Genomic DNA, 18644 nt, shown 5'->3' on the forward strand with positions numbered 1-18644 from the left:
GGAGGGGTGGGGGCGTTCCGCGGCGGTCGTGTCGTCCCTGCGGACCGGACAATGGTCGTGTCAGCATCGCCCAGAAACGGGCGATAGTGTGCGTCATGTCAGCGCTCCTGGTCAGCGTTGGCCGTGCCCCCGGACGCCTCATCCGCGTCGCGGGGGTCGATTCGTTGCCTGACGCTAGGTCGCCGGACATGACTCAGGGGGCACAAAGTGTGCCCCCTGCCGTCGATCGGTGGCTAAGCGAGAATGCCGATCTTGTCAGCCAGTGTGTTCGCTTGCTCTCGCCGCTCCCGTTGCCGAGAATCCAGCTCTTCGAGAATCATGCGACGTGCGTACCCGTTGTACCTGATCGTTTCCGGCGCCGCCTCGTGTGCCTCAGCGAGGACGCGAAGGGCTTCGCCCGGTTGGGCGTCCAGGTGGAAGGCGCGTGCCCTTTCGATCTGGTGCCGTGCCCGTCGCGGGCGCGACGGAATGACGTCCGACGCCGTTCGTGCGGCCTGGCGTACGCTCTCGCCGCCATTGCGAAGTTCGACGGCCACGGTGACAGCGTGGGCACCCATGATCGCCTGGGAGAACGACGTCACCGGGTGGTAGTAGGAGCCGGGGAGCCGGTCAGCGACCTGTTGCGCGGTGTCCCAGTGTCGCCATGCGTTGCCGGTCTCACCGCGCCGTGCGGCGGTGTATCCGGCTTCGAACTGCAGGGCACCCCAGATGGCGAGAACGTCATCCGTGGCGTCCGCGAGGTTGCCGCTCAACTGCCGTGTGGTGTTCGTGGTGACCACGTCGGCCGCATCCCAGTCGCCGGCGTCCCGGTGAGCTTGGGCCATGAGCCAGGCGGAGACGCCCAACGCGTGCGGGTCGCCCGATTCCTGGGCAGCGACCACACTTCGCTCGCACACACGCCACAGGAGGCTCTGAGCGGGCTGGTAGGCGATGAAGAACTGCGCGAGTGCGTACACCTCGGACAGCACTGCCTGAGCCGTGCGCCGTGTCGGTTCGTCATCCGCTTGGTGGACGGCGAGTTGTGCGTCTTCGATGAGCCCGGGAAGCAGTCCGCCTAGCACTTCACGGTGGTTGGGCGCGGAGTGCCGTGCGCTCCACGCCCGAGACAGGCGTGCTTGCAGGTGGGCGATTGGCGGAGCGGGACGCGAGGTGACCATGGGGAAGGCGTTGATCGCCGCTCGCACGGCGGGAAGGTGAGCGTGCCCTGGGCCGGTGAACAGCTCGACCGCGACGGACTGCTCACCTGTCAGTTCCGAGAGGTCGTGGATACGCAGGGCTTCCGCAAGCCTGAGCAGGATGGGTAGCTTGGGGGTTCCCAACCGCCCGTTCTCCAGCGCCTTCACCCACGACGCGGACCGGCCGACCAGGCCACCCAGAACCTCGCGGGTCATGCCTCGTCTGGTGCGGTTGAGCTTGAGCCGTGTGCCGAAGGGGACCTCGATTTCGTGCGGGTCCGGAGTGCCGTCGAGGGGCATGGCGCCGTCCTTCCCTGGTCAGGTCGCGATCCCAGGTTACGGCTCAGACCCCTGAGGGGACAGGGCTTCTCTGGGAATCCCCTAGAAGGAAAGCCTCCTTGTCTCGGATAACCAGAAGCCGAGGCACAGCCCGGTCCGTCGGGTGGTCGGTGACTCACTCACTGAGGTGGTCCGTATGACTGGCCGGGGTTTGCGCATGCCTTCGACCAAGTCAGATGAGGTTTCACCATGGCCAGCGCCTCCCCCGACATGTGAGGTCCTCTCCATAGGTTCATGGGAAGCGCAGAGCAAATAAACGAGAATGCCGTACTTACATCTTGACCTAGGTTTATTCGGCTTTTGTCAAGGTGATCTGTACCACCTTCTGTACCTGTCGCTAGTATTTGAGTGAGAATCAGATTTATTTAGATTGCAGGGTCTGCAGAGTAATTGTAGGTTGCTAAGATCGTTCAGTCCATGATTTGCAAGTGGAACGATATGGTCAAACTGCTCGTTGGGTATGGCGTCCACTAGTCCAGATATATCCGTGCCACAGAATGCGCAGCGCCCGTGTTCGCGAAAATATACGGCTCTTTTGGCCCATGCGGGGATCGCCTTTCTCTTCAGGGCTCCCTTCTTGGTGAATCTTTCTTGAATTTCTTCCTCCTGTATCTCGATATTGTCGCCGATTTCTTCGACGCTCATGGAGAAGTAGGCGTTGAGGCCACGCATGGTCACGCGGTCCCTGAAGACGACATGGAACACCTCGTCTGCCATCCTGGATAGCAAGTCTTCGTAGGCTTGGCTGTCCCTTAGATCTTCGACAAAGTAGTCATAGCACGCATTGGCTACTTTTGCTGACTCCTGCCATTTGGTTACATTTCGTGTAGCTCTAACAACTTTTCCATCTGGGGGTGGGATTTCGAATGGGGTGTGTTTGATTCCGTAGCCCTGTAGTGCCAGATCAACGGGAAGATATCTCTTTGGCTGAAAACTTTCGTCTGGATTGTGGATCGTTACGTATGGGCCATCGGTGTCATTCAGGAAAATCTCATCCGCTACTGCTTTGGCAAGCTTGTGGACCAGGGTATCTTTTTGCCATGATGGGATCATTTGCAAGATTCCCTCGCTGGCATGAAAGTCTTCCATTTCGATCGCAGTGGATGATCCGCGCGCGAACTTTGTTAGAGTATCCGATATTTGGCAAGTTCGGAAGTATTTATGATTGATCCACTCCGGGTCATTTTCCATTATGGTCCTGGGGTGTTGGTTTTGGCTGGCAGTTGACAGAATCATATCTGGCTGTTCGGTGAGGTGGGGTTGGGGGGAAGGGCCACCACGGGCGCCCCTCTTTGACCGCTCCCGTCGTCTGGTGGCCGGGAGGTGTCTCCTGGCCTGCGGGTTTGTGTTGTCTGGTGACCTTCCTTAGCCTCCCGTGGCCACGGTGGCTGTGGCTGGGGCAGGAGGTCATGGGTTCAAATCCCCGCCGTCCTGACAGAGAAGTAGCAGGTCATGGAGAGGCTCGTCGACAGACGGGTCAGTTTCTGCGTCTCCGGTGGAGTTGAACCGGGGTCGGTGGGCTGTCAGCCCACGCCGTGGTGGATGGTGTCCATCGATGTGGCCCGCTGACGGGCGTACCGGCCGGGGATGGTGGCGGTAGACGCGTTCGGTGGTGTCGGTGCCGTCGTGGCCCACGAGCAATGAAGTCTCTTCGATGCTCACGCCGTGCTCAGGGAGCAGGGACACGTCGAACGGTGGACCAGCCTGGTAGCCCGTATGGCAGGCGCACCCTCGCGAGTGCGTTTTCCCTGCTCAGAGAAAGTTGGGCCTTGGCCGATGGGTTGCCTGACATGAGGCTTTAAAGTCTCATCAAGGTCCCTCTCGATTGCGTTGTGCTGTAGCGTGCTTTATGCGCTAGAGTAATCACGTGAATGCCGATTCTTTGGAGATTAGTTCTGCTTCGTCCTGGTTTTTAGTTCTGGCAACAACCTTGACGTTTTTGGTTGCAATTTTTGCATTTTATGCAACCCAAAAAAGAGAAAGTTCAAATAAATCGAGCGAAGTTCTCCAGACTGTCTTTGATTCTCCCGGGGAACTTGAGGATTCTCTCAAATCTGCTGAGATAATGAATGCCTACAGCGCTGTGCTTGGCCAGGAACCGGATGTTCGACTAGGGAAAGTGATGAGGCATTCCCCGCGGGAGTATCAAGCCGCAGTGAACGAGATCTCCATGCAGTTTCGTGGTGGAAAAGTAATTTCGATTGATCTGGGTAAGATGAGCCCTCGTCAAGCTGCTCGCTTGGTTGACTTTTGTAGTGGGATGGCGGTTGTTTCAAGGGGTTGGATTTATCGAGTGACTGACCAGGTTATAATGCTTGCTCCACCGGATCAGCGATTTGATATAGGGGGCTCCCTGTGAGTGAAGTTGGCGAAGCGAATGACATCCTCCACCTGAATCATAAGATCAGGCAGAAGGAACTTAGCTTGAATGTTGCGCGAAGGAGAAGGGTTTGGTCTAATGTTTCACTGGCGATGGGGCCAATTTTTGGGCTTCTTCTATATGTGATATATTGGATTCCCTTGATTTCGGATGAAGTTAGGCGAGCCGTGTACTTCCCTGCAATCCCCGTGGCATTTCTTTTTGCCTTAGCTTCCTTCTATCTCAAAAGGACTCCTGGTGGAATTCCGCAGGGTGGCGAAGGTGTGTCTGGCTACGGAAACCCTGTCGCGCAATGGTTTAACAGGTTGATCAACAGTGATGATCGCCGCCCAACAGAAGGGGCCCTAGAGTTGAGGCTGGCTCAGCTCAGGGATGAGAGAAAGTTGGCGGTCGCCAATAAAGATGTTCCTTCGAAAGTGCGCAGAGTTGCTTATAAGGAAGACGCCTATGCTGATATCGATCAGCTGCGCTCGGAAAGTCGGTGGTATCGCCGATTTAATAACATTCTTCAGGGCGTGGTTATTGTTGGATCCCTTGCTGCGACGGGTGTTGCCGGGTTGGCTGGGCAGGTAGAGATATTCCGTTGGGTTGTCTTGGGAATTACCTTTGCTGTTGGTGTTTCTAGTGGATTTATGGGTTACTATAAGTATAAAGAGCGTAGTTTCTATCTCCAGCAAACTGCGGATGCAATTGAAAGCGAATGGGAGGCTGTGGAGATTGGCGTTGGCCGGTATAAGCATATTGAAGGGGAGGATAAGTGTCTGGAGGAATTTGTTGCTGAGGTTCACCGTTTGAAATCTGAACAGAAGAAGCGTCAGCAAAACCTTGAGCAGCCTCCGGAGTCCCGTGGCGCTGGCGAGTAGATTGCCTTGCTTGTATCAGGGGGGTGGAGGTGGGGTTGGGAGAGGGGCGCCCGGGGGCGCCCCTCTTTGACCGTTCCCGTCCTCTGGTGGCCGGGCGTTGCTCCCTGGCCTGGGGTTTCTTGTGGTTGGTGACCTTCGATGACCCCTGGTGGCCACGCTGTGCGTGACTGGGGGTCAAGGGGTCGTGGGTTCAAATCCCGCCGTCCCGACAGAGGAACAGCAGTTCATGAAGGGTCCGCCGGACGGCGGGCCCTTTTCTGCGCTTCCGGACCGGTGCTCGGATGGCCGCCGGGTCCGCGTCGGCCCGGTCCGGCGGGGCGGGGTCGATAGCATGGCCCGGCCGGCACCGGGTGCCGGCCGTACCGGAGGGAGCCAGGGATGAGGGCCAACCAGATCCCCACCGAGGAGATCACGCGGGACCCGGCGGCGTTCGCCGACAGGGTGACCGCGGACGGACGGTTCGACCGGACCGCCGAGCCCGGGCGGTACCGGCTGGTCATCAACCGGGCCTGCCCCTGGGCGCACCGGGTCGTCATCGTCCGCCGCCTCATGGGTCTGGAGGAGGCGGTCTCGCTGGCCGTCACCGACCCCCGTCAGGAGATCATCGACGGCGACCCCCACTGGGTGTTCACCGAGGAGACCGGCAGCCCCGGGGGCAAGGACCCGGTCCTGGGCATCCACGCCCTGCGCGAGGCCTACCTCGCACGCGATCCCGGCTACACCGGAGGCGTCAGCGTGCCGGGGCTGGTCGACACCGCCAGCGGGCACCTGGTCTCCAACGACTACGACCGGCTCTCCCTCGACATGGCCACCGAATGGGGCGGCCTGGTACGGGACGGCGCTCCCGACCTGTACCCTTCCGCGCTGCGCGACGAGATCGAGTCCCTGGGTACGGAGATCTACCGGGACCTCAACAACGGCGTCTACCGCTCCGGGTTCGCGCCCGACCAGAAGCGCTACGACCGGGCGGTGGCCGGAGTGTTCCGCAGGCTCGACGCTCTGGAGGAACGCCTCACCTCGCGCCGCTACCTCGTCGGTGACGCCATCACCATGGCCGACATCAGGCTCTTCACGACCCTGGTGCGCTTCGACGCCGTCTACCACGGCCACTTCAAGTGCAACGTGCGCAAGCTCGCGGAGTACCCGGCGCTGTGGGCCTATGCCCGCGATCTGTTCCAGACACCCGGGTTCGGCGACACGACGCACTTCGACCACATCCGTGTGCACTACTACTTCGTCCACACGGCCATCAATCCGACGCGGGTGGTCGCGGCCGGGCCCGACCCCCGCCTGTGGCTGGCCGCCCACGGGCGTGAGGAACTGAGCGGCACCCCCTTCCGGGCCGGCACCTCGCCGGGCCCGGTCCCGGTCGGCGAACGCGTCCCCGCTCCGGCCTGACGGGGGAACCCCGGGCCCGCGGCCGGAACGGGCCGTCCTCCTCCGGTCGGCTGGCCGGTCGCGGCCGCCCCCGTGCGCTTCCGGTTCCGGCGCGTCCGCGTGGGCGCGCCGTCAGTCCAGCCGGTACCACTGCCGGGCGGTGCCGCCCATGACCTGGTCGGTCTCGGTGGGGGAGAGGCCCGCCAGCAGGTCCTCGGCGGTGCGGACCACGGCGGAGTGGTCCGCTGCGAGCGTGCACACGGGCCAGTCGGAGCCGAACATCAACCGGTCCGGGCCGAACAGGTCGAGGGCGCGGTGGACGTACGGCGCCAGGTGTTCGGGCCGCCAACGGGTCCAGTCGGCCTCGGTGACCAGGCCGGACAGCTTCGCCGACACGTGGGGCAGTCGGGCGAGCGCGGCCGTGCGGGCGGCCCAGGGGGAGTCGTCGGGCGAGGGCGCGCCGGCGATCGGCGGCTTGCCGAGGTGGTCGAGGACGAAGCGGACCTCGGGCAGGGAGCGCGCCGCGGCTTCGGCGGCGGGCAGCTGCGCGGGGGTGACCAGCAGGTCGAAGGCCAGCCCGGCGGCCCCCGCGGCGGCGATCCCGCGCAGCACCTCGGGGCGCAGGAGCCAGTCGGGGTCCGGTTCGATCTCGGCGGGGTGGCGCACCGCCACCAGCTCGCCCGGGCCCTCGGCCAGCTCGGCCAGGACGTCGTGCACCCCGGGGTCGGTCAGGTCCACCCACCCGACCACACCCGCGATCAGAGTGCTCCCGGCGCAGGCCGACAGCAGGTCCCGTGTCTCGCGCAGGTCCGTGGCGGCCTCCACGACCACCGTCGCCCCGAAGCCCTCGCGGCGGGCGAGGGCTTCGAGCCGGCCGGTGTCGAACCGGCCCCACAGCGGTTCGGTCCCCGGCCCGGACAGGCGCGGGTACTCCCGCTCGGAGGTGTCCCACAGGTGGTGGTGCGCGTCCACTCGCACGGAGGTGTCCTTTCGGTCGGAGTCGCCTGGTTCGTCTGGCCTTCCGGCTCACTGGGGCCGAGGTCGCGGTCGGTGGAGACCCCTCCCGGGCGGCCTCCACCGCACACGCCCTAGTCCTGGGCCCGGCCCGTGGTCAGGCGGGCGATCATCAGGGCGAACAGGATGATCGCGCCCTGGACCGCCTGGATCCAGAACGACGACACCTGGGCCAGCGTGAGCAGGTTCGTCACCACGCCGAGCAGGAGTACGCCCGAGAGCGCGCCGAACATGGTGCCGCGTCCACCGTCCAGGCTGATCCCGCCGATGACGGCCGCGGCGAAGACGGTGAAGATCATGTCGGCGCCCTGGTTGGCGCTGATCGCGCCGACGTAGCCGGTGAGCATGAGCCCGCCGATCGAGGCGAGCGTCCCGCCGACCGCGTACACGCAGATGATGGTGCGCTCCACGCGGATCCCGGCGGCGCGCGCCGCTTCGGGGTTGCCGCCGATCGCGTACAGCGACCGGCCCAGGCGGTGGTACTTCAGCAGGAGGCCGGCGATCGCGTAGGCGACCAGTGCCACCCACACCGACGCCGGCACGCCCAGGAACGTGGTCGTGGTGATGGCGAAGAACGCGTCGGGCATGTCGAAGAGCGTGCGCCCCTCGCTCAGCCCCACGTGCAGGCCGCGCAGCACGATGAGCATCGCCAGCGTCACGATGAACGCGTTGAGCCTCAGCTTCACCACGAGCAGCCCGTTGACCAGGCCCAGGATCGCACCGAGCGCCACCGTGGTGCCCAGGCCGAGCGCGGCGGTCAGCTCGGTGCCGAATCCGGCGGAGGCCGCGGGCAGCACCAGCATCGCGCCGATCGCGGGCGCCAGGCCGACGTTGGACTCGATGGACAGGTCGAACTTGCCGGTGATGAGGATGAGCGACTCGGCCAGCACCATCATCGCCAGCGCGCTGGAGGCCGCCACGATGCTGATGAGGTTGGCCTGGCTGAGGAAGTTCGGGCTGGTGAACGACCCCACGACGAGCAGGGCCAGCAGGGCGGGCACCAGCGCCAGCTCCCGCAGCCGCTCCACCAGGACGCGGCGCACGATCGATCCGCGCCCGCCGCCCGCGTCCTGCGCGGCCTCGTGCCGTGGTCGGGTCACGTTCTCGATGGTCACGCGTGTACTCCTTCGATCGAGGCGACCAGGTCGGCGTCGCGCCACCCGGCCGGGTGTTCGGCGACGGCCTCGCCGTGGAACAGGACGACGACCCGGTCGCAGCGGCGCAGGTCGTCCAGCTCGTCGGAGACCACGAGCACGGCGGTGCCCTCCTCCCTGACGGAGTCGATGACGCCGAGGAGGGCCTCCTTGGACTTCACGTCGACTCCCGCGGTCGGGTTGAGGAGCACCAGGACGCGCGGACGGGTGGCCAGGGCCCGGGCCATGACGACCTTCTGCTGGTTGCCGCCCGACAGCGCGCTGACGGACTGGTCGGTCCCCTGGGTCCGGATGTCCAGGTCGGTGATCATGCGGCGGCCGAAGGCGCGCCGCCGGTCGGGGCGGACGAACCCGGCCGGGCCGAGCCGGTCGCCGATGGTCAGCGTGGCGTTCTCGCCCACCGTCAGTTCCGGCACCAGGCCCTGGTGGTGGCGGTCACGGGGCACGCATCCGATACCCGCGGCCAGAGCGGTGGGGACGTCCCCGGTGGGGTGCGCCGTGCCGTCGACCGCGACGGTCCCGGCGGCGGCCGCGCGCAGCCCCACCAGGGTCTCGGCCAACTCGGCCTTCCCGCTGGCGCTGCTGCCCGCCAGGCCCACGACCTCTCCGGAGCGCACGGTCAGGTCCACGCCCTCGAAGCCGTCACCGCTCAGGCCGAGCACCTCCAGCCGGGGCGGCGCGGTCGGGGATACCCGGGGTTCGGGCACGCCCTCGGTGAGTTCCTCGGCGGTTCCGGTCATCGCCTCGATCAGCGCGGACCGGGGCAGGTCGGCGACCGGCGCGGTGACGATGTGTCGGGCGTCGCGCAGGACGGTGACGTCCTGGCACACCTCGTACACCTCCTGGAGGTGGTGGGAGATGTACAGGAACGTCACACCCCTGTCCTGCAGGTCCCGCATGCGGGTGAAGAGCCGGTCGATCCCGGCCTTGTCCAGCTGGGCGGTGGGCTCGTCCAGCACCACGAACCGGGCGCCGTGGGACAGGGCGCGGGCGATCTCCACCAGCTGGCGGTCCTCCACGCCCAGGTCGCGGACCTGGCGGTCCACGTCCACGTGCACGCCCCACTGGTCCAGGAGGTCGCGGGCCGTGCGGCGCATGCGCCGCCAGTCGATCAGGCCGAGCCTGTTGAGGGGCTGGCGGTGGACGAAGAGGTTCTCGGCCACCGTCAGGTGGGCGACGGCGGTCGAGCGCTGGTAGACGCACGCCACCTTGGTGCGCCAGCCCTCCCGGTCCGCCAGGGCGGGTGCCGGCCCGCCCTGGAAGCGGACGTGCCCGGTGTCGGGCGCGGAGAGACCGGTCAGGATCGAGACCAGGGTGGACTTGCCGGCGCCGTTGCGGCCCACCAGGGCGTGCGAGCGTCCGGGGTGCACGGTCAGGTCGACCTCGTGCAGTGCGGTCGTGGACCCGAACCGGCGGCCCACTCCGACCGCTTCCGCCAGGGGCGGGGGGTCGTGTGCGGTGGTCATGAGGTGTCCTCGGGATAGGAAGGGTCAGTCCGCGACGCTGTTGCCCCACAGCTCGGGGTCGTCGACGTTGTCGATGGTCACCAGCGGGGTGGGGAGCTGGTCCTCCAGGAGGCCGTTGTCGAGCTCGACGATCTCGCTGCCGTGGTCGGTGGGCCCGGGCTCGAAGGTCTCCCCGGCCAGCGCGGCCCGGATGTAGTGGAGGCCGTAGCGGGCGTAGTCGTCGGCGGGCTGGGACAGCGTCGCGTCGATCTCACCGTCGCGGATCGCCTGCAGCTCCTGGGGGATGCCGTCGTTGGACACGATGGTGATGTGTCCGTCCTCCCCGGCCTCGTGCAGCATGCCCTTGCTCCGCAGGGTCTGCAGGGTGGGGGCGAGGTAGACGCCGCCCGCCTGCATGTAGATGCCCTCGATGTCGGGGTTGTCGTTGAGGAGGGCGTCGAGCTGGCTGGCGGCCTTGTCGCCCTCCCAGTCGGCCGGGATGTTGAGGACCTCCAAGCCGGGGTGCTCCTCGTCCACGCACTCCTGGAAGGCCTCGGAGCGGTCGCGGCCGTTGACGGAGGCCAGGTCGCCCTGGATCTGGACGACCTTGCCCTCGCCGATCTCCTCGCCCAGGTAGCGGCAGGCCTCCAGCCCGTAGCCGCGGTTGTCGGCTCGCACGACCATGAAGACCTCGCCGCTCTCGGGGGCGACGTCGACGGCCACGACGGGGACCTCGCGGTCCGCGGCCCGTTCGAGCCCGGTGGCGATGGCGGCGCTGTCCAGCGGGGAGACGACCAGGCCGGCGACCCCCTGGTTGATCAGGGTGTCCATGTCGGTGGTCTGCTGCGCGGCGTCGCCGTCGGAGTTGACGGTGGGCAGGGCGTCCACGTCCAGCTCCTCGGCCATCGCGGGGACGTAGGAGTTGTAGGACTGCCAGAACGGCGAGGTGAGCATCGGCAGGACGACGCCGACCTGTTCGCCTTCGGCGGCCGCTCCGGGGCCGAGGTCGTCGGTGGTTCCGCAGCCGGTGGCCAGAGCGAGCGAGGCGACCAGCGCGCCCCAGCGCACGGCGTTCTTCGGGGGCATGGGGGGAGCTCCTTGGGGGAGAAGGGGTGTCGAGGAAGCAGAGAGAAAGATTGTCGGACCAGAGAGTCAGATCATCCGATAAAAAGCCGAAAATGTGCCGGTTTTGCGGTGATCTGGGTCACGAAATCTAGCCTTTGGTATGATCTGTTGTACTCGGCGCGTTCTGCCGTGTCAAGAAACCGCATGACGAGGAGCTCCCACCCCATGTCCACCAGCAGCGAGCGAACCACCGCGCGGACCTCGGTGACCCAGCGGGCGATCGACCAGGTCAAGGCGATGATCGCCGAGGGCGAGCTGCGCCCCGGCGAACGCCTGCCCACCGAGCGGGAGTTCGCCGCCACCCTCGGGCTCTCGCGCAGCTCGATGCGTGAGGCGATCCGGGCCCTGACGATCATGGGGGTGCTGGAGATCCGGCACGGCGCGGGGGTCTACGTCACCGGCCTGCGCCCCAGCGACCTGCTGGAGACCTTCGGCGTGGTCGCCGAGATCTCCCGTGGTCAGACCCTGGTCGAGATCCTCCAGATCCGCCGGATCCTGGAGGCGCACGCGACCGCGACCGCGGCCGCCCGCATCACCGGCGAGGAGCTGGCCGAGGTGCGCCGCCACCTCGACCGCATCGGTGAGGGCCAGACCGTGGAGGAGATGGTCAGCGCGGACCGCGACTTCCACCGGTCGATCGTGGCGGCCGCGGGCAACGCCACCCTGGCGGCCGTGCTCGACGGGCTGTCCTCGCGGACCTTCCGCGCCCGCGTCTGGCGCGGGCACGAGGACGAGGGGGTGCTCGGGCGCCTGCACAGCGACCACGAGCGCATCTACCAGGCCCTGGACAGGCGCGATCCGCAGGCCGCGCACACCGCCGCGGCCGCGCACGTGTTGGAGGTGGAGGCCTGGCTGCGCGTCCGTGACGCCGACGGCGGGCCGGGGGCTTCCGGCGGCCGGGGTGCCGCCGCCGGCCGGTGATCGAGCCCTTGACACTCCTGTGAACCGAACCTAGATTGGTCGGACAATATGGTCTGACTCAGACAAGAAACGCCCAGATTATCGGCTTTCTTTGTGCTGAGACTGCCTCGTTGGACCACATGGTCCGACCACTAGGTGAAAGGTGTGTGATCGTGCGGTTCTTGCGCGTCGGCCCGGCCCGGGCCGAACGTCCCGCCGTGCTCGCCCCCGATGGAGCACTGTTCGACCTGTCCCCCCTCACCGACGACATCGACGGCGCCTTCCTCGCCGGAGCCGGTCCCGACCGGGCCCGCGACGCCCTCGACGCGGGACGCCTGGAGCGCCTGGACGCGCCGGACCTGCGGGTGGGCGCCCCGGTGGCCCGCCCTGGCCAGGTCGTGTGCATCGGGCTGAACTACGCCGCCCACGCGGCCGAGAGCGGAGTCGAACCGCCCGCGGAACCGGTGGTGTTCACCAAGGCGCCGAACACGGTCGTCGGACCGGAGGACGAGGTCCTCATCCCCCGCGGCAGCACCAAGACCGACTACGAGGTCGAACTGGCCGTGGTCCTGGGCGGCACCGCCCGGTACCTGGACTCCCCGGCGGACGCGGCCGGGGTCATCGCCGGCTACGCCGTCTCCAACGACGTCTCCGAACGCGAGTTCCAGCTGGAGCGCGGCGGCCAGTGGGTCAAGGGGAAGTCGTGCGAGACGTTCAACCCGCTGGGGCCGTGGCTGGTCACCCCCGACGAGGTCGGCGATCCGCAGGACCTGGCGCTGCGGCTGTGGGTCAACGGCGAGCTGGTCCAGGACGGCCACACCGGCGACATGGTCTTCGGGGTCCACCACCTCGTGTGGTACCTGAGCCAGTTCACCGTGCTCGAACCCGGCGACGTCGTCAACACCGGCACCCCCGCCGGGGTGGCCTTGGGCCGCCCGGGCCAGCCCTACCTGCGCCAGGGCGACACGGTGGAGCTGGAGATCACCGGCCTCGGCCGCCAGCGCCAGAAGATGGGGCAGGCGTGAAGCCCGCGGCCCGCCCCGGCTCCGCCGCGCCCGGCGGGGCCCCGGCCGGACCGGTCCCCGAGCAGCCCCTCCCCACGAGCGCGGACCCCGCCTCCGAAGGGCCGGGCACCGGTGCGCGCATCACCGGTGTCCGCGTCCACGACGTGCGCTTCCCGACCTCCCGGGAGCTCGACGGCTCCGACGCGATGAACCCCGACCCCGACTACTCCGCGGCCTACGTCGTACTGACCACCGACCACGGCCCCGAGGGGCACGGCTTCGCCTTCACCATCGGGCGGGGCAACGAGGTGTGCGCGGCCGCGATCCAGGCCCACGTCCCCCTCGTCGTGGGCCTGCCGGTCGCCGAGGTCGTCGGTGACCTGGGCGCCTTCGCCCGCCGCCTGACCTCCGACTCGCAGCTGCGCTGGCTGGGCCCGGAGAAGGGCGTGGTCCACATGGCCGTCGCGGCGCTGGTCAACGCCGCCTTCGACCTGGCGGGCAGGGCCGTCGGCAAACCGCTCTGGCGCCTGCTGGCGGAGATGGCCCCCGAGGCCCTCGCCGACCTCGTCGACTGGCGCTACCTGTCCGACGCGCTGACCCGGGACGAGGCCGTGGAGATCCTGCGCGCGGCCGAGCCCGGCCGTGCCCGACGGACCGAGGAACTGCTGCGCGAGGGCTACCCCGCCTACACCACCACCCCCGGCTGGCTGGGCTACTCCGACGAGCGCCTGGTGCGCCTGTCCGAGGAGGCGGCGGCCGAGGGCTTCGACCAGATCAAGCTCAAGGTCGGCGGCGATCTCGACGACGACGTGCGCCGCATGCGCCTGGCCCGCCAGGCGCTGGGGCCGGACTTCCGCATCGCGGTGGACGCCAACCAGCGCTGGGACGTCGACCAGGCCGTGGCCTGGATGCGGGAGCTGGCCCCGTTCGACCCGTACTGGATCGAGGAGCCCACCTCGCCCGACGACATCCTCGGCCACGCCGCCATCCGTGCGGGGATCAGCCCCGTCCCGGTGGCCACCGGCGAGCACGTACAGAACCGGGTGGTGTTCAAGCAGCTGCTCCAGGCCGGGGCGATCGACGTGCTCCAACTCGACGCCTGCCGGGTGGGCGGTGTCGCCGAGAACGTCGCCATCCTCCTGCTCGCGGCGAAGTTCGGCGTCCCCGTGTGCCCGCACGCGGGCGGCGTGGGCCTGTGCGAGGCGGTGCAGCACCTGGCGATGTTCGACTACGTCGCCGTCAGCGGTGATCTGCGGGGCCGGTCGATCGAGTACGTCGACCACCTCCACGAGCACTTCACCGACCCCGTCCGGATCGAGGCGGGACGGTACCTGGCGCCCTCGGCGCCGGGGATGAGTACGCGGATGCGGGACGAGTCCCTGCACCGGTACGCCTTCCCCCACGGCGACGCCTGGCGCGACGACGACCTCGGCAAGGAGCGGCCATGACGGACTTCACGGACGTACGCGCCCTCGTCACGGGCGCGTCCTCGGGAATCGGCCTGGCCACCGCGCGCCTGCTCGCCGAGCGCGGCGCCACGGTCGTCGGGCTCGATCTGACGGTTCCGCCCGGCGGGGTCAGGGCCGAGGACGGGGAGGGGCACGGACGCCGGTTCGGCGTGCACGGCGACGTGGGCGACGACGCTTCGGTCCTCTCCGCGGTCACCGCCGCCGTCGCCCACTTGGGCGGGCTGGACGTGCTGGTGAACAACGCCGGTATCGGCGCCCAGGGCACGGTCGCCGACAACGACGACGCCGAGTGGCACCGGGTCCTGGACATCAACGTCCTGGGAACCGTGCGCACGGTGCGGGCCGCGCTGCCCCACCTGCGCGAGGCCGGGCGCGGGCGCGGCGCGGCCGTCGTCAACACGTGCAGCATCGCCGCGACCGCCGGGCTGCCCCGACGCGCGCTCTACTCGGCGAGCAAGGGCGCGATCGCCTCACTGACCCTGGCCATGGCGGCCGACCACGTCGCTGAGGGCATCCGCGTCACCTGCGTCAACCCCGGAACCGTGGACACGCCCTGGGTCGGGCGCCTGCTCGACGCCGCGGACGACCCCGAGGCCGAGCGCGCGGCCCTGGAGGCACGCCAGCCCACCGGCCGCCTCGTCAGCGCCGACGAGGTCGCCCAGGCCGTCGCCTACCTGGCCGCGCCCTCCTCGGGGGCCACGACCGGAACCGCTCTGGCCGTGGACGGCGGCATGCACGGGCTGCGCCCGGCCCGGCGATGAGGCGACGGGCACCCGCGCTCCAGGATCCGACCCAGAACCCCCGCACACCGCCGCACCGCCGAAGGGACAGCCGATGGAACGCGTCGCCCTGCACACCCGACTCAAACCCGGACGGGAGGCCGACTACGACCGGGTCCACGCGACCATCCCGCCTGGACTGGAAACCGCGATCCGGCGGGCCGGAGTGCACGGCTGGCGGATCTGGCGGGACGGCCGCGACCTCTTCCACGTCGTCGACGTCGAGGACTACCAGGCCATGCGCCGCGCCCTGCGCGACCACCCCGAGAACGTGCCCTGGCAGGCGCGCATGGCCGAACTCCTGGAGGTCGAGGACGACTACTCCGGCCACGACGGCGGTATCCCCCTGGTCTGGGAGCTGCCATGACGGCCACGACTCCGGGCCGCTCGCCCGTGCGCTTCACCGCACTCGGCTTCGGCGGCGCGCCGCTGGGCAACCTCTTCCGGGCGGTGGACGACGACACCGCGTCCGAGGCGGTCCGCGCGGCGTGGGAGGCGGGTGTGCGCCTGTTCGACACGGCGCCGCACTACGGGCTCGGCCTGTCGGAGCGCCGCCTGGGCCGCGCCCTGGCCGACCTGCCGCGCGACGGCTACACCCTGTCCACCAAGGTCGGCCGGATCCTCGAACCCACCCCCGAGCGTGCCCATGAGCGCGACGACCAGGGATTCGACGTCCCCGCCACGCACACCCGGCGCTGGGACTTCAGCGCGGACGGTGTACGGCGCTCACTGGAGGGCAGCCTGGAGCGCCTGGGGCTGGACCGCGTCGACCTGGTGCTCATCCACGACCCCGACGACCACGGGCGCCAGGCCCTGGAAGAGGCCTATCCGGCCCTGCACGACCTGCGCTCCCAGGGGGTGGTGGGCGCGATCGGCGCGGGCATGAACCAGGCCGCCATGCTGGAGCGCTTCGCCACCGAGACCGACGTCGACGCCGTTCTGCTGGCCGGGCGGCACACCCTGCTCGAACAGTCCGCGAACGCCCTGCTCGACACCTGTGCGGAGCGCGGCGTCGCCGTCCTGGCCGGGGGCGTGTTCAACAGCGGGCTCCTGGCCCACGACCACCCGCCCGAGGAGGCCACCTACGACTACCGCCCCGCCCCCGACGCCCTGCGCGGGCGGGCCCTGCGCATCGCGGCGACCGCCCGCCGCCACGGGGTGAGCCTGCCCCAGGCCGCGATCGCCTTCACCGGGGCCCATCCGGCCGTGGCCAGTGTGGTCCTGGGCATGCGCTCGGCCGACCAGGTCCGGCGCAACGCCGCGCTGGCGGCGCGTCCGGTGCCGACCGCGCTGTGGTCGGAGCTGGCCGAGGAGGGCCTGCTCGACCCCGGTGCCGTTCCGGCACCCGGCGCGCCCGCGCCGTAGGGGGCGCACCCGCGCACGTGTGGCGGCCCGACCGGATCCCGAAGGCGGAACCGGTCGGGCCGCCCCGCGTTCAGGCGGGAGACCACACGCCCAGCTCGTTGCCGCTGGGGTCGGTGAAGTGGAAGCGGCGGCCGCCGGGGAACCCGTAGGGTCCGTCGACCACCTCGCCGCCGGCGGCGCGTACGGCCTCGACGGACCGGTCCAGGTCGGTCGAGTACAGCAGGACGAACGGGCCCCCGGCGCGGACCTCGCCGAACGTGGTGAGTCCGCCCGCCTCCGGGGCGCCGGTCGGGCTCTGGATCCCCGCGTACTCGGGGCCGTAGTCGGTGAAGCGCCAGCCGAAGGCGTCGGCGTAGAAGCGCTTGGCCCGCTCCAGGTCGGTGGCCGCGATCTCGATGTAGTCGATGGCGTGGTGCCGGTGTTCGCTCATGGGGAGCATGCTGCCCGGTGCCCGTGACAGACGGGGCCGGGGCGGGGGCGCGTCCCGGAGGTCAGGTGTGCGCGGGTGAGGTTCGGGTAGCGCGTTGGTGAGGGCTCGTGCACGACACTGATCCGTCCTGACGGGGCGGTACGGCACGGCCCGGCCCGCGCCGGTCGTCGTGCGCCGACGGCGAATGGGGTGAGGACGGTGTTCCGAGACCGCAGACAGGCCGGTGAGCGGCTGGCCGGAGCGGTGGCCGCGCTGGAGCCGGAGCGACCGCTGGTGCTGGCGCTGCCACGCGGCGGGCTGCCCGTGGCCGAACACGTCGCCGAGGTGCTGGGAGCGCCGCTGGACGTGATCGTGGTCCGCAAGATCGGCGCTCCCGGCAACCCGGAGGCGGCGATCGGCGCCACCACGGCCGAGGGGCCGCCCCTGTTCGACAAGGGTGCGCTGGTCGCGCTGGGGATCACCGAGGGCGATCTGGCGGACCGGGTGGCCAACGCGCAGGCCGAGGCGCGGCGGCGGGTGGCGGCCTACCGCGGGGGCGCGCCGGAGCCGGAGATCGAGGGCCGTGACGTCATCGTGGTCGATGACGGCCTGGCCACGGGCATGAGCGCCCGGGCCGCCGTCACCGAGGTGCGCGAACGCGCGGCCGCCGCCTCGGTCGTCCTGGCGGTGCCCGTGGGGGCGCCGGACGCGGTGGCGGCGCTGGAGGAGTTGTGCGACCGGGTGGTGTGCCTGTCCACGCCGCCCGACTTCCGGGCCGTGAGCCTCTGGTACGAGAGGTTCCCCCAGGTCGACGATGTGGAGGTGCGTCGGATCCTTCAGAGGTCCTGACGAGGGGAGGGCACCATGACCATGCAGGACGTGACCGTGGCGACCGCGGGCGTGGAGGTCGGGGGGTACCTGGCGACGTATCCCGGTGTGTCGGGGATCGTGGTCTTCGCGCACGGCAGCGGGAGTTCGCGGCACAGCCCGCGCAACATGGCCGTGGCGGAGGAGCTGCACCGGCGGGGGATGGCCACGCTGCTCTTCGACCTGCTCACCCCCGCCGAGGGCCGTGCCGACGAGCTCACCGCGGAGAAGCGCTTCGACATCGGTCTGCTCACCCGCCGGCTGACCGGCGCGGTGGACTGGTTGGCCACGAGGGAGGGGACCGCGGATCTGCCGGTCGGGCTGTTCGGCGCGAGTACGGGGGCCGCGGCGGCGCTGCGCAGCGCCGCGGAGCGCCCGGACCGGGTCCGCGGGGTCGTCTCGCGCGGGGGCCGCCCGGACCTGGCCGGGACCGAGGCGCTGCAGCTGGTGAAGGCGCCGACGCTGCTCATCGTCGGCGGCGCGGACCCGGAGGTCCTGCAGTTGAACCAGGAGGCCGCCGACCGGCTCTCGGCGCCCACCCGGATCCATGTCGTTCCGCACGCCACGCACCTGTTCGAGGAGCGCGGAGCGATGGAGGAGGTCTCCGACACCGCCGCCGAGTGGTTCCTGCTCACGTTCGGCGCGGACGGGCAGTGACCCTCCGGGCCCGGGCGCGGTACGGCCCGCCGGTGATCCGCGCGCGGACCACCGGTGTGGGCCCGGGGCCAGCCGCTCAGCTCCGGGTGGCCGAACAGGGTCGCGTAGCCGGAGGGGAGCTGGCTGAGCAGCTTGTTGAGCTCGCCTCGCGACACGTTCTCCGCCACGGTGGTGAGGGTGGGGGTGAGTACACCTTCTACTGCTCGCTGGGCGACCACCGGGAGCAGGGCATGGAGACCACGGTGACGGTGGAGTGAGTCCGGGGCGGTGCGGGGCCGACGGCGTGGCGGTCCGGCGGGCAGCGGCGCCTTGTCGGTAGACC

Annotated in this window: 18 protein-coding genes and 1 pseudogene; 11 read left to right on the forward strand and 8 right to left on the reverse strand. The window is 68.9% G+C overall.

Going from position 1 to position 18644, the window contains the following annotated elements; genetic code table 11:
• Positions 1–233: 233 nt before the first annotated feature.
• Positions 234–1475: a helix-turn-helix domain-containing protein gene (locus tag M1P99_RS21250; RefSeq protein WP_304454340.1), complete on the reverse strand. Its 1242-nt coding sequence runs from the start codon at positions 1473–1475 to the stop codon at positions 234–236.
• Between the two features lie 342 nt (positions 1476–1817).
• Positions 1818–2567, reverse strand: a complete 750-nt coding sequence (locus M1P99_RS21255; RefSeq protein ID WP_304454341.1) for an HNH endonuclease — start codon at positions 2565–2567, stop codon at positions 1818–1820.
• 814 nt (positions 2568–3381) lie between these two features.
• Between M1P99_RS21255 and sepF the strand changes: the two genes are divergently transcribed.
• From sepF to M1P99_RS21270, 3 genes are all read left to right on the forward strand, one after another.
• Positions 3382–3873, forward strand: coding sequence for a cell division protein SepF (sepF, locus tag M1P99_RS21260; RefSeq protein ID WP_304454342.1), 492 nt, complete (start codon positions 3382–3384; stop codon positions 3871–3873).
• Positions 3870–4757 carry an SLATT domain-containing protein gene (locus M1P99_RS21265; RefSeq protein ID WP_304454343.1) on the forward strand — a complete coding sequence of 296 codons (888 nt, stop codon included), beginning with the start codon at positions 3870–3872 and terminating at the stop codon, positions 4755–4757. Before sepF ends, M1P99_RS21265 begins: the two co-directional genes overlap by 4 nt.
• Before the next feature lie 378 nt (positions 4758–5135).
• On the forward strand, positions 5136–6155 hold the full coding sequence (locus tag M1P99_RS21270; protein WP_304454344.1) for a glutathione S-transferase family protein: 1020 nt from the start codon (positions 5136–5138) through the stop codon (positions 6153–6155).
• Positions 6156–6266: 111 nt separating this feature from the next.
• Here M1P99_RS21270 and M1P99_RS21275 read toward each other — a convergent pair whose 3' ends face one another.
• From M1P99_RS21275 to M1P99_RS21290, 4 genes are all read right to left on the reverse strand, one after another.
• Positions 6267–7112: an amidohydrolase gene (locus M1P99_RS21275; protein WP_304454345.1), complete on the reverse strand. Its 846-nt coding sequence runs from the start codon at positions 7110–7112 to the stop codon at positions 6267–6269.
• Between the two features lie 110 nt (positions 7113–7222).
• Positions 7223–8263 carry an ABC transporter permease gene (locus tag M1P99_RS21280; RefSeq protein ID WP_304454346.1) on the reverse strand — a complete coding sequence of 347 codons (1041 nt, stop codon included), beginning with the start codon at positions 8261–8263 and terminating at the stop codon, positions 7223–7225.
• Positions 8260–9768: a sugar ABC transporter ATP-binding protein gene (locus M1P99_RS21285; RefSeq protein ID WP_304454347.1), complete on the reverse strand. Its 1509-nt coding sequence runs from the start codon at positions 9766–9768 to the stop codon at positions 8260–8262. Before M1P99_RS21285 ends, M1P99_RS21280 begins: the two co-directional genes overlap by 4 nt.
• Positions 9769–9792: 24 nt before the next feature.
• Positions 9793–10833, reverse strand: coding sequence for a sugar ABC transporter substrate-binding protein (locus M1P99_RS21290; protein ID WP_304454348.1), 1041 nt, complete (start codon positions 10831–10833; stop codon positions 9793–9795).
• Positions 10834–11037: 204 nt separating this feature from the next.
• Here M1P99_RS21290 and M1P99_RS21295 point away from each other — a divergent pair, with 204 nt between their 5' ends.
• The 6 genes from M1P99_RS21295 to M1P99_RS21320 all read left to right on the forward strand — a co-directional run bounded on the left by M1P99_RS21295 (position 11038) and on the right by M1P99_RS21320 (position 16389).
• On the forward strand, positions 11038–11793 hold the full coding sequence (locus tag M1P99_RS21295; RefSeq protein ID WP_304454349.1) for a FadR/GntR family transcriptional regulator: 756 nt from the start codon (positions 11038–11040) through the stop codon (positions 11791–11793).
• 152 nt (positions 11794–11945) lie between these two features.
• Positions 11946–12797, forward strand: coding sequence for a fumarylacetoacetate hydrolase family protein (locus M1P99_RS21300; RefSeq protein ID WP_304454350.1), 852 nt, complete (start codon positions 11946–11948; stop codon positions 12795–12797).
• On the forward strand, positions 12794–14224 hold the full coding sequence (locus M1P99_RS21305; protein ID WP_304454351.1) for an enolase C-terminal domain-like protein: 1431 nt from the start codon (positions 12794–12796) through the stop codon (positions 14222–14224). Before M1P99_RS21300 ends, M1P99_RS21305 begins: the two co-directional genes overlap by 4 nt.
• On the forward strand, positions 14221–15006 hold the full coding sequence (locus M1P99_RS21310; protein WP_304454352.1) for an SDR family NAD(P)-dependent oxidoreductase: 786 nt from the start codon (positions 14221–14223) through the stop codon (positions 15004–15006). Before M1P99_RS21305 ends, M1P99_RS21310 begins: the two co-directional genes overlap by 4 nt.
• Positions 15007–15079: 73 nt before the next feature.
• Positions 15080–15391 (forward strand): L-rhamnose mutarotase, encoded by a 312-nt coding sequence (locus tag M1P99_RS21315; RefSeq protein ID WP_304454353.1) that lies wholly within the window; start codon positions 15080–15082, stop codon positions 15389–15391.
• Positions 15388–16389, forward strand: coding sequence for an aldo/keto reductase (locus M1P99_RS21320; RefSeq protein WP_304454354.1), 1002 nt, complete (start codon positions 15388–15390; stop codon positions 16387–16389). The genes M1P99_RS21315 and M1P99_RS21320 overlap by 4 nt, the downstream gene beginning before the upstream one ends.
• Positions 16390–16459: 70 nt before the next feature.
• Here the strand turns inward: M1P99_RS21320 and M1P99_RS21325 are convergent, their stop codons facing one another.
• Positions 16460–16819: a VOC family protein gene (locus tag M1P99_RS21325; protein ID WP_304454355.1), complete on the reverse strand. Its 360-nt coding sequence runs from the start codon at positions 16817–16819 to the stop codon at positions 16460–16462.
• Positions 16820–17017: 198 nt separating this feature from the next.
• Here M1P99_RS21325 and M1P99_RS21330 point away from each other — a divergent pair, with 198 nt between their 5' ends.
• The gene (locus tag M1P99_RS21330) at positions 17018–17647 is read left to right on the forward strand and encodes a phosphoribosyltransferase (RefSeq protein ID WP_304454356.1); all 630 of its coding nucleotides are present in this window, start codon (positions 17018–17020) and stop codon (positions 17645–17647) included.
• A gap of 15 nt (positions 17648–17662) precedes the next feature.
• Positions 17663–18322: a dienelactone hydrolase family protein gene (locus tag M1P99_RS21335; protein ID WP_304454357.1), complete on the forward strand. Its 660-nt coding sequence runs from the start codon at positions 17663–17665 to the stop codon at positions 18320–18322.
• Between the two features lie 74 nt (positions 18323–18396).
• Here M1P99_RS21335 and M1P99_RS21340 read toward each other — a convergent pair.
• Positions 18397–18498, reverse strand: a pseudogene (locus tag M1P99_RS21340) (DUF2267 domain-containing protein); the annotation flags it as partial.
• Positions 18499–18644: the final 146 nt, after the last annotated feature.

Source organism: Nocardiopsis sp. YSL2 (assembly GCF_030555055.1).
Lineage (GTDB): Bacteria > Actinomycetota > Actinomycetes > Streptosporangiales > Streptosporangiaceae > Nocardiopsis.

Excerpts from the sequence above, each read along its gene's own strand:
- M1P99_RS21250 (WP_304454340.1), bottom strand. The coding sequence starts at position 1,475 with ATGCCCCTCGACGGCACTCCGGACCCGCACGAAATCGAGGTCCCCTTC.
- M1P99_RS21255 (WP_304454341.1), bottom strand. The coding sequence starts at position 2,567 with ATGATCCCATCATGGCAAAAAGATACCCTGGTCCACAAGCTTGCCAAA.
- M1P99_RS21270 (WP_304454344.1), top strand. The coding sequence starts at position 5,136 with ATGAGGGCCAACCAGATCCCCACCGAGGAGATCACGCGGGACCCGGCG.
- M1P99_RS21285 (WP_304454347.1), bottom strand. The coding sequence starts at position 9,768 with ATGACCACCGCACACGACCCCCCGCCCCTGGCGGAAGCGGTCGGAGTG.
- M1P99_RS21290 (WP_304454348.1), bottom strand. The coding sequence starts at position 10,833 with ATGCCCCCGAAGAACGCCGTGCGCTGGGGCGCGCTGGTCGCCTCGCTC.
- M1P99_RS21295 (WP_304454349.1), top strand. The coding sequence starts at position 11,038 with ATGTCCACCAGCAGCGAGCGAACCACCGCGCGGACCTCGGTGACCCAG.
- M1P99_RS21310 (WP_304454352.1), top strand. The coding sequence starts at position 14,221 with ATGACGGACTTCACGGACGTACGCGCCCTCGTCACGGGCGCGTCCTCG.
- M1P99_RS21315 (WP_304454353.1), top strand. The coding sequence starts at position 15,080 with ATGGAACGCGTCGCCCTGCACACCCGACTCAAACCCGGACGGGAGGCC.
- M1P99_RS21320 (WP_304454354.1), top strand. The coding sequence starts at position 15,388 with ATGACGGCCACGACTCCGGGCCGCTCGCCCGTGCGCTTCACCGCACTC.
- M1P99_RS21325 (WP_304454355.1), bottom strand. The coding sequence starts at position 16,819 with ATGAGCGAACACCGGCACCACGCCATCGACTACATCGAGATCGCGGCC.
- M1P99_RS21335 (WP_304454357.1), top strand. The coding sequence starts at position 17,663 with ATGACCATGCAGGACGTGACCGTGGCGACCGCGGGCGTGGAGGTCGGG.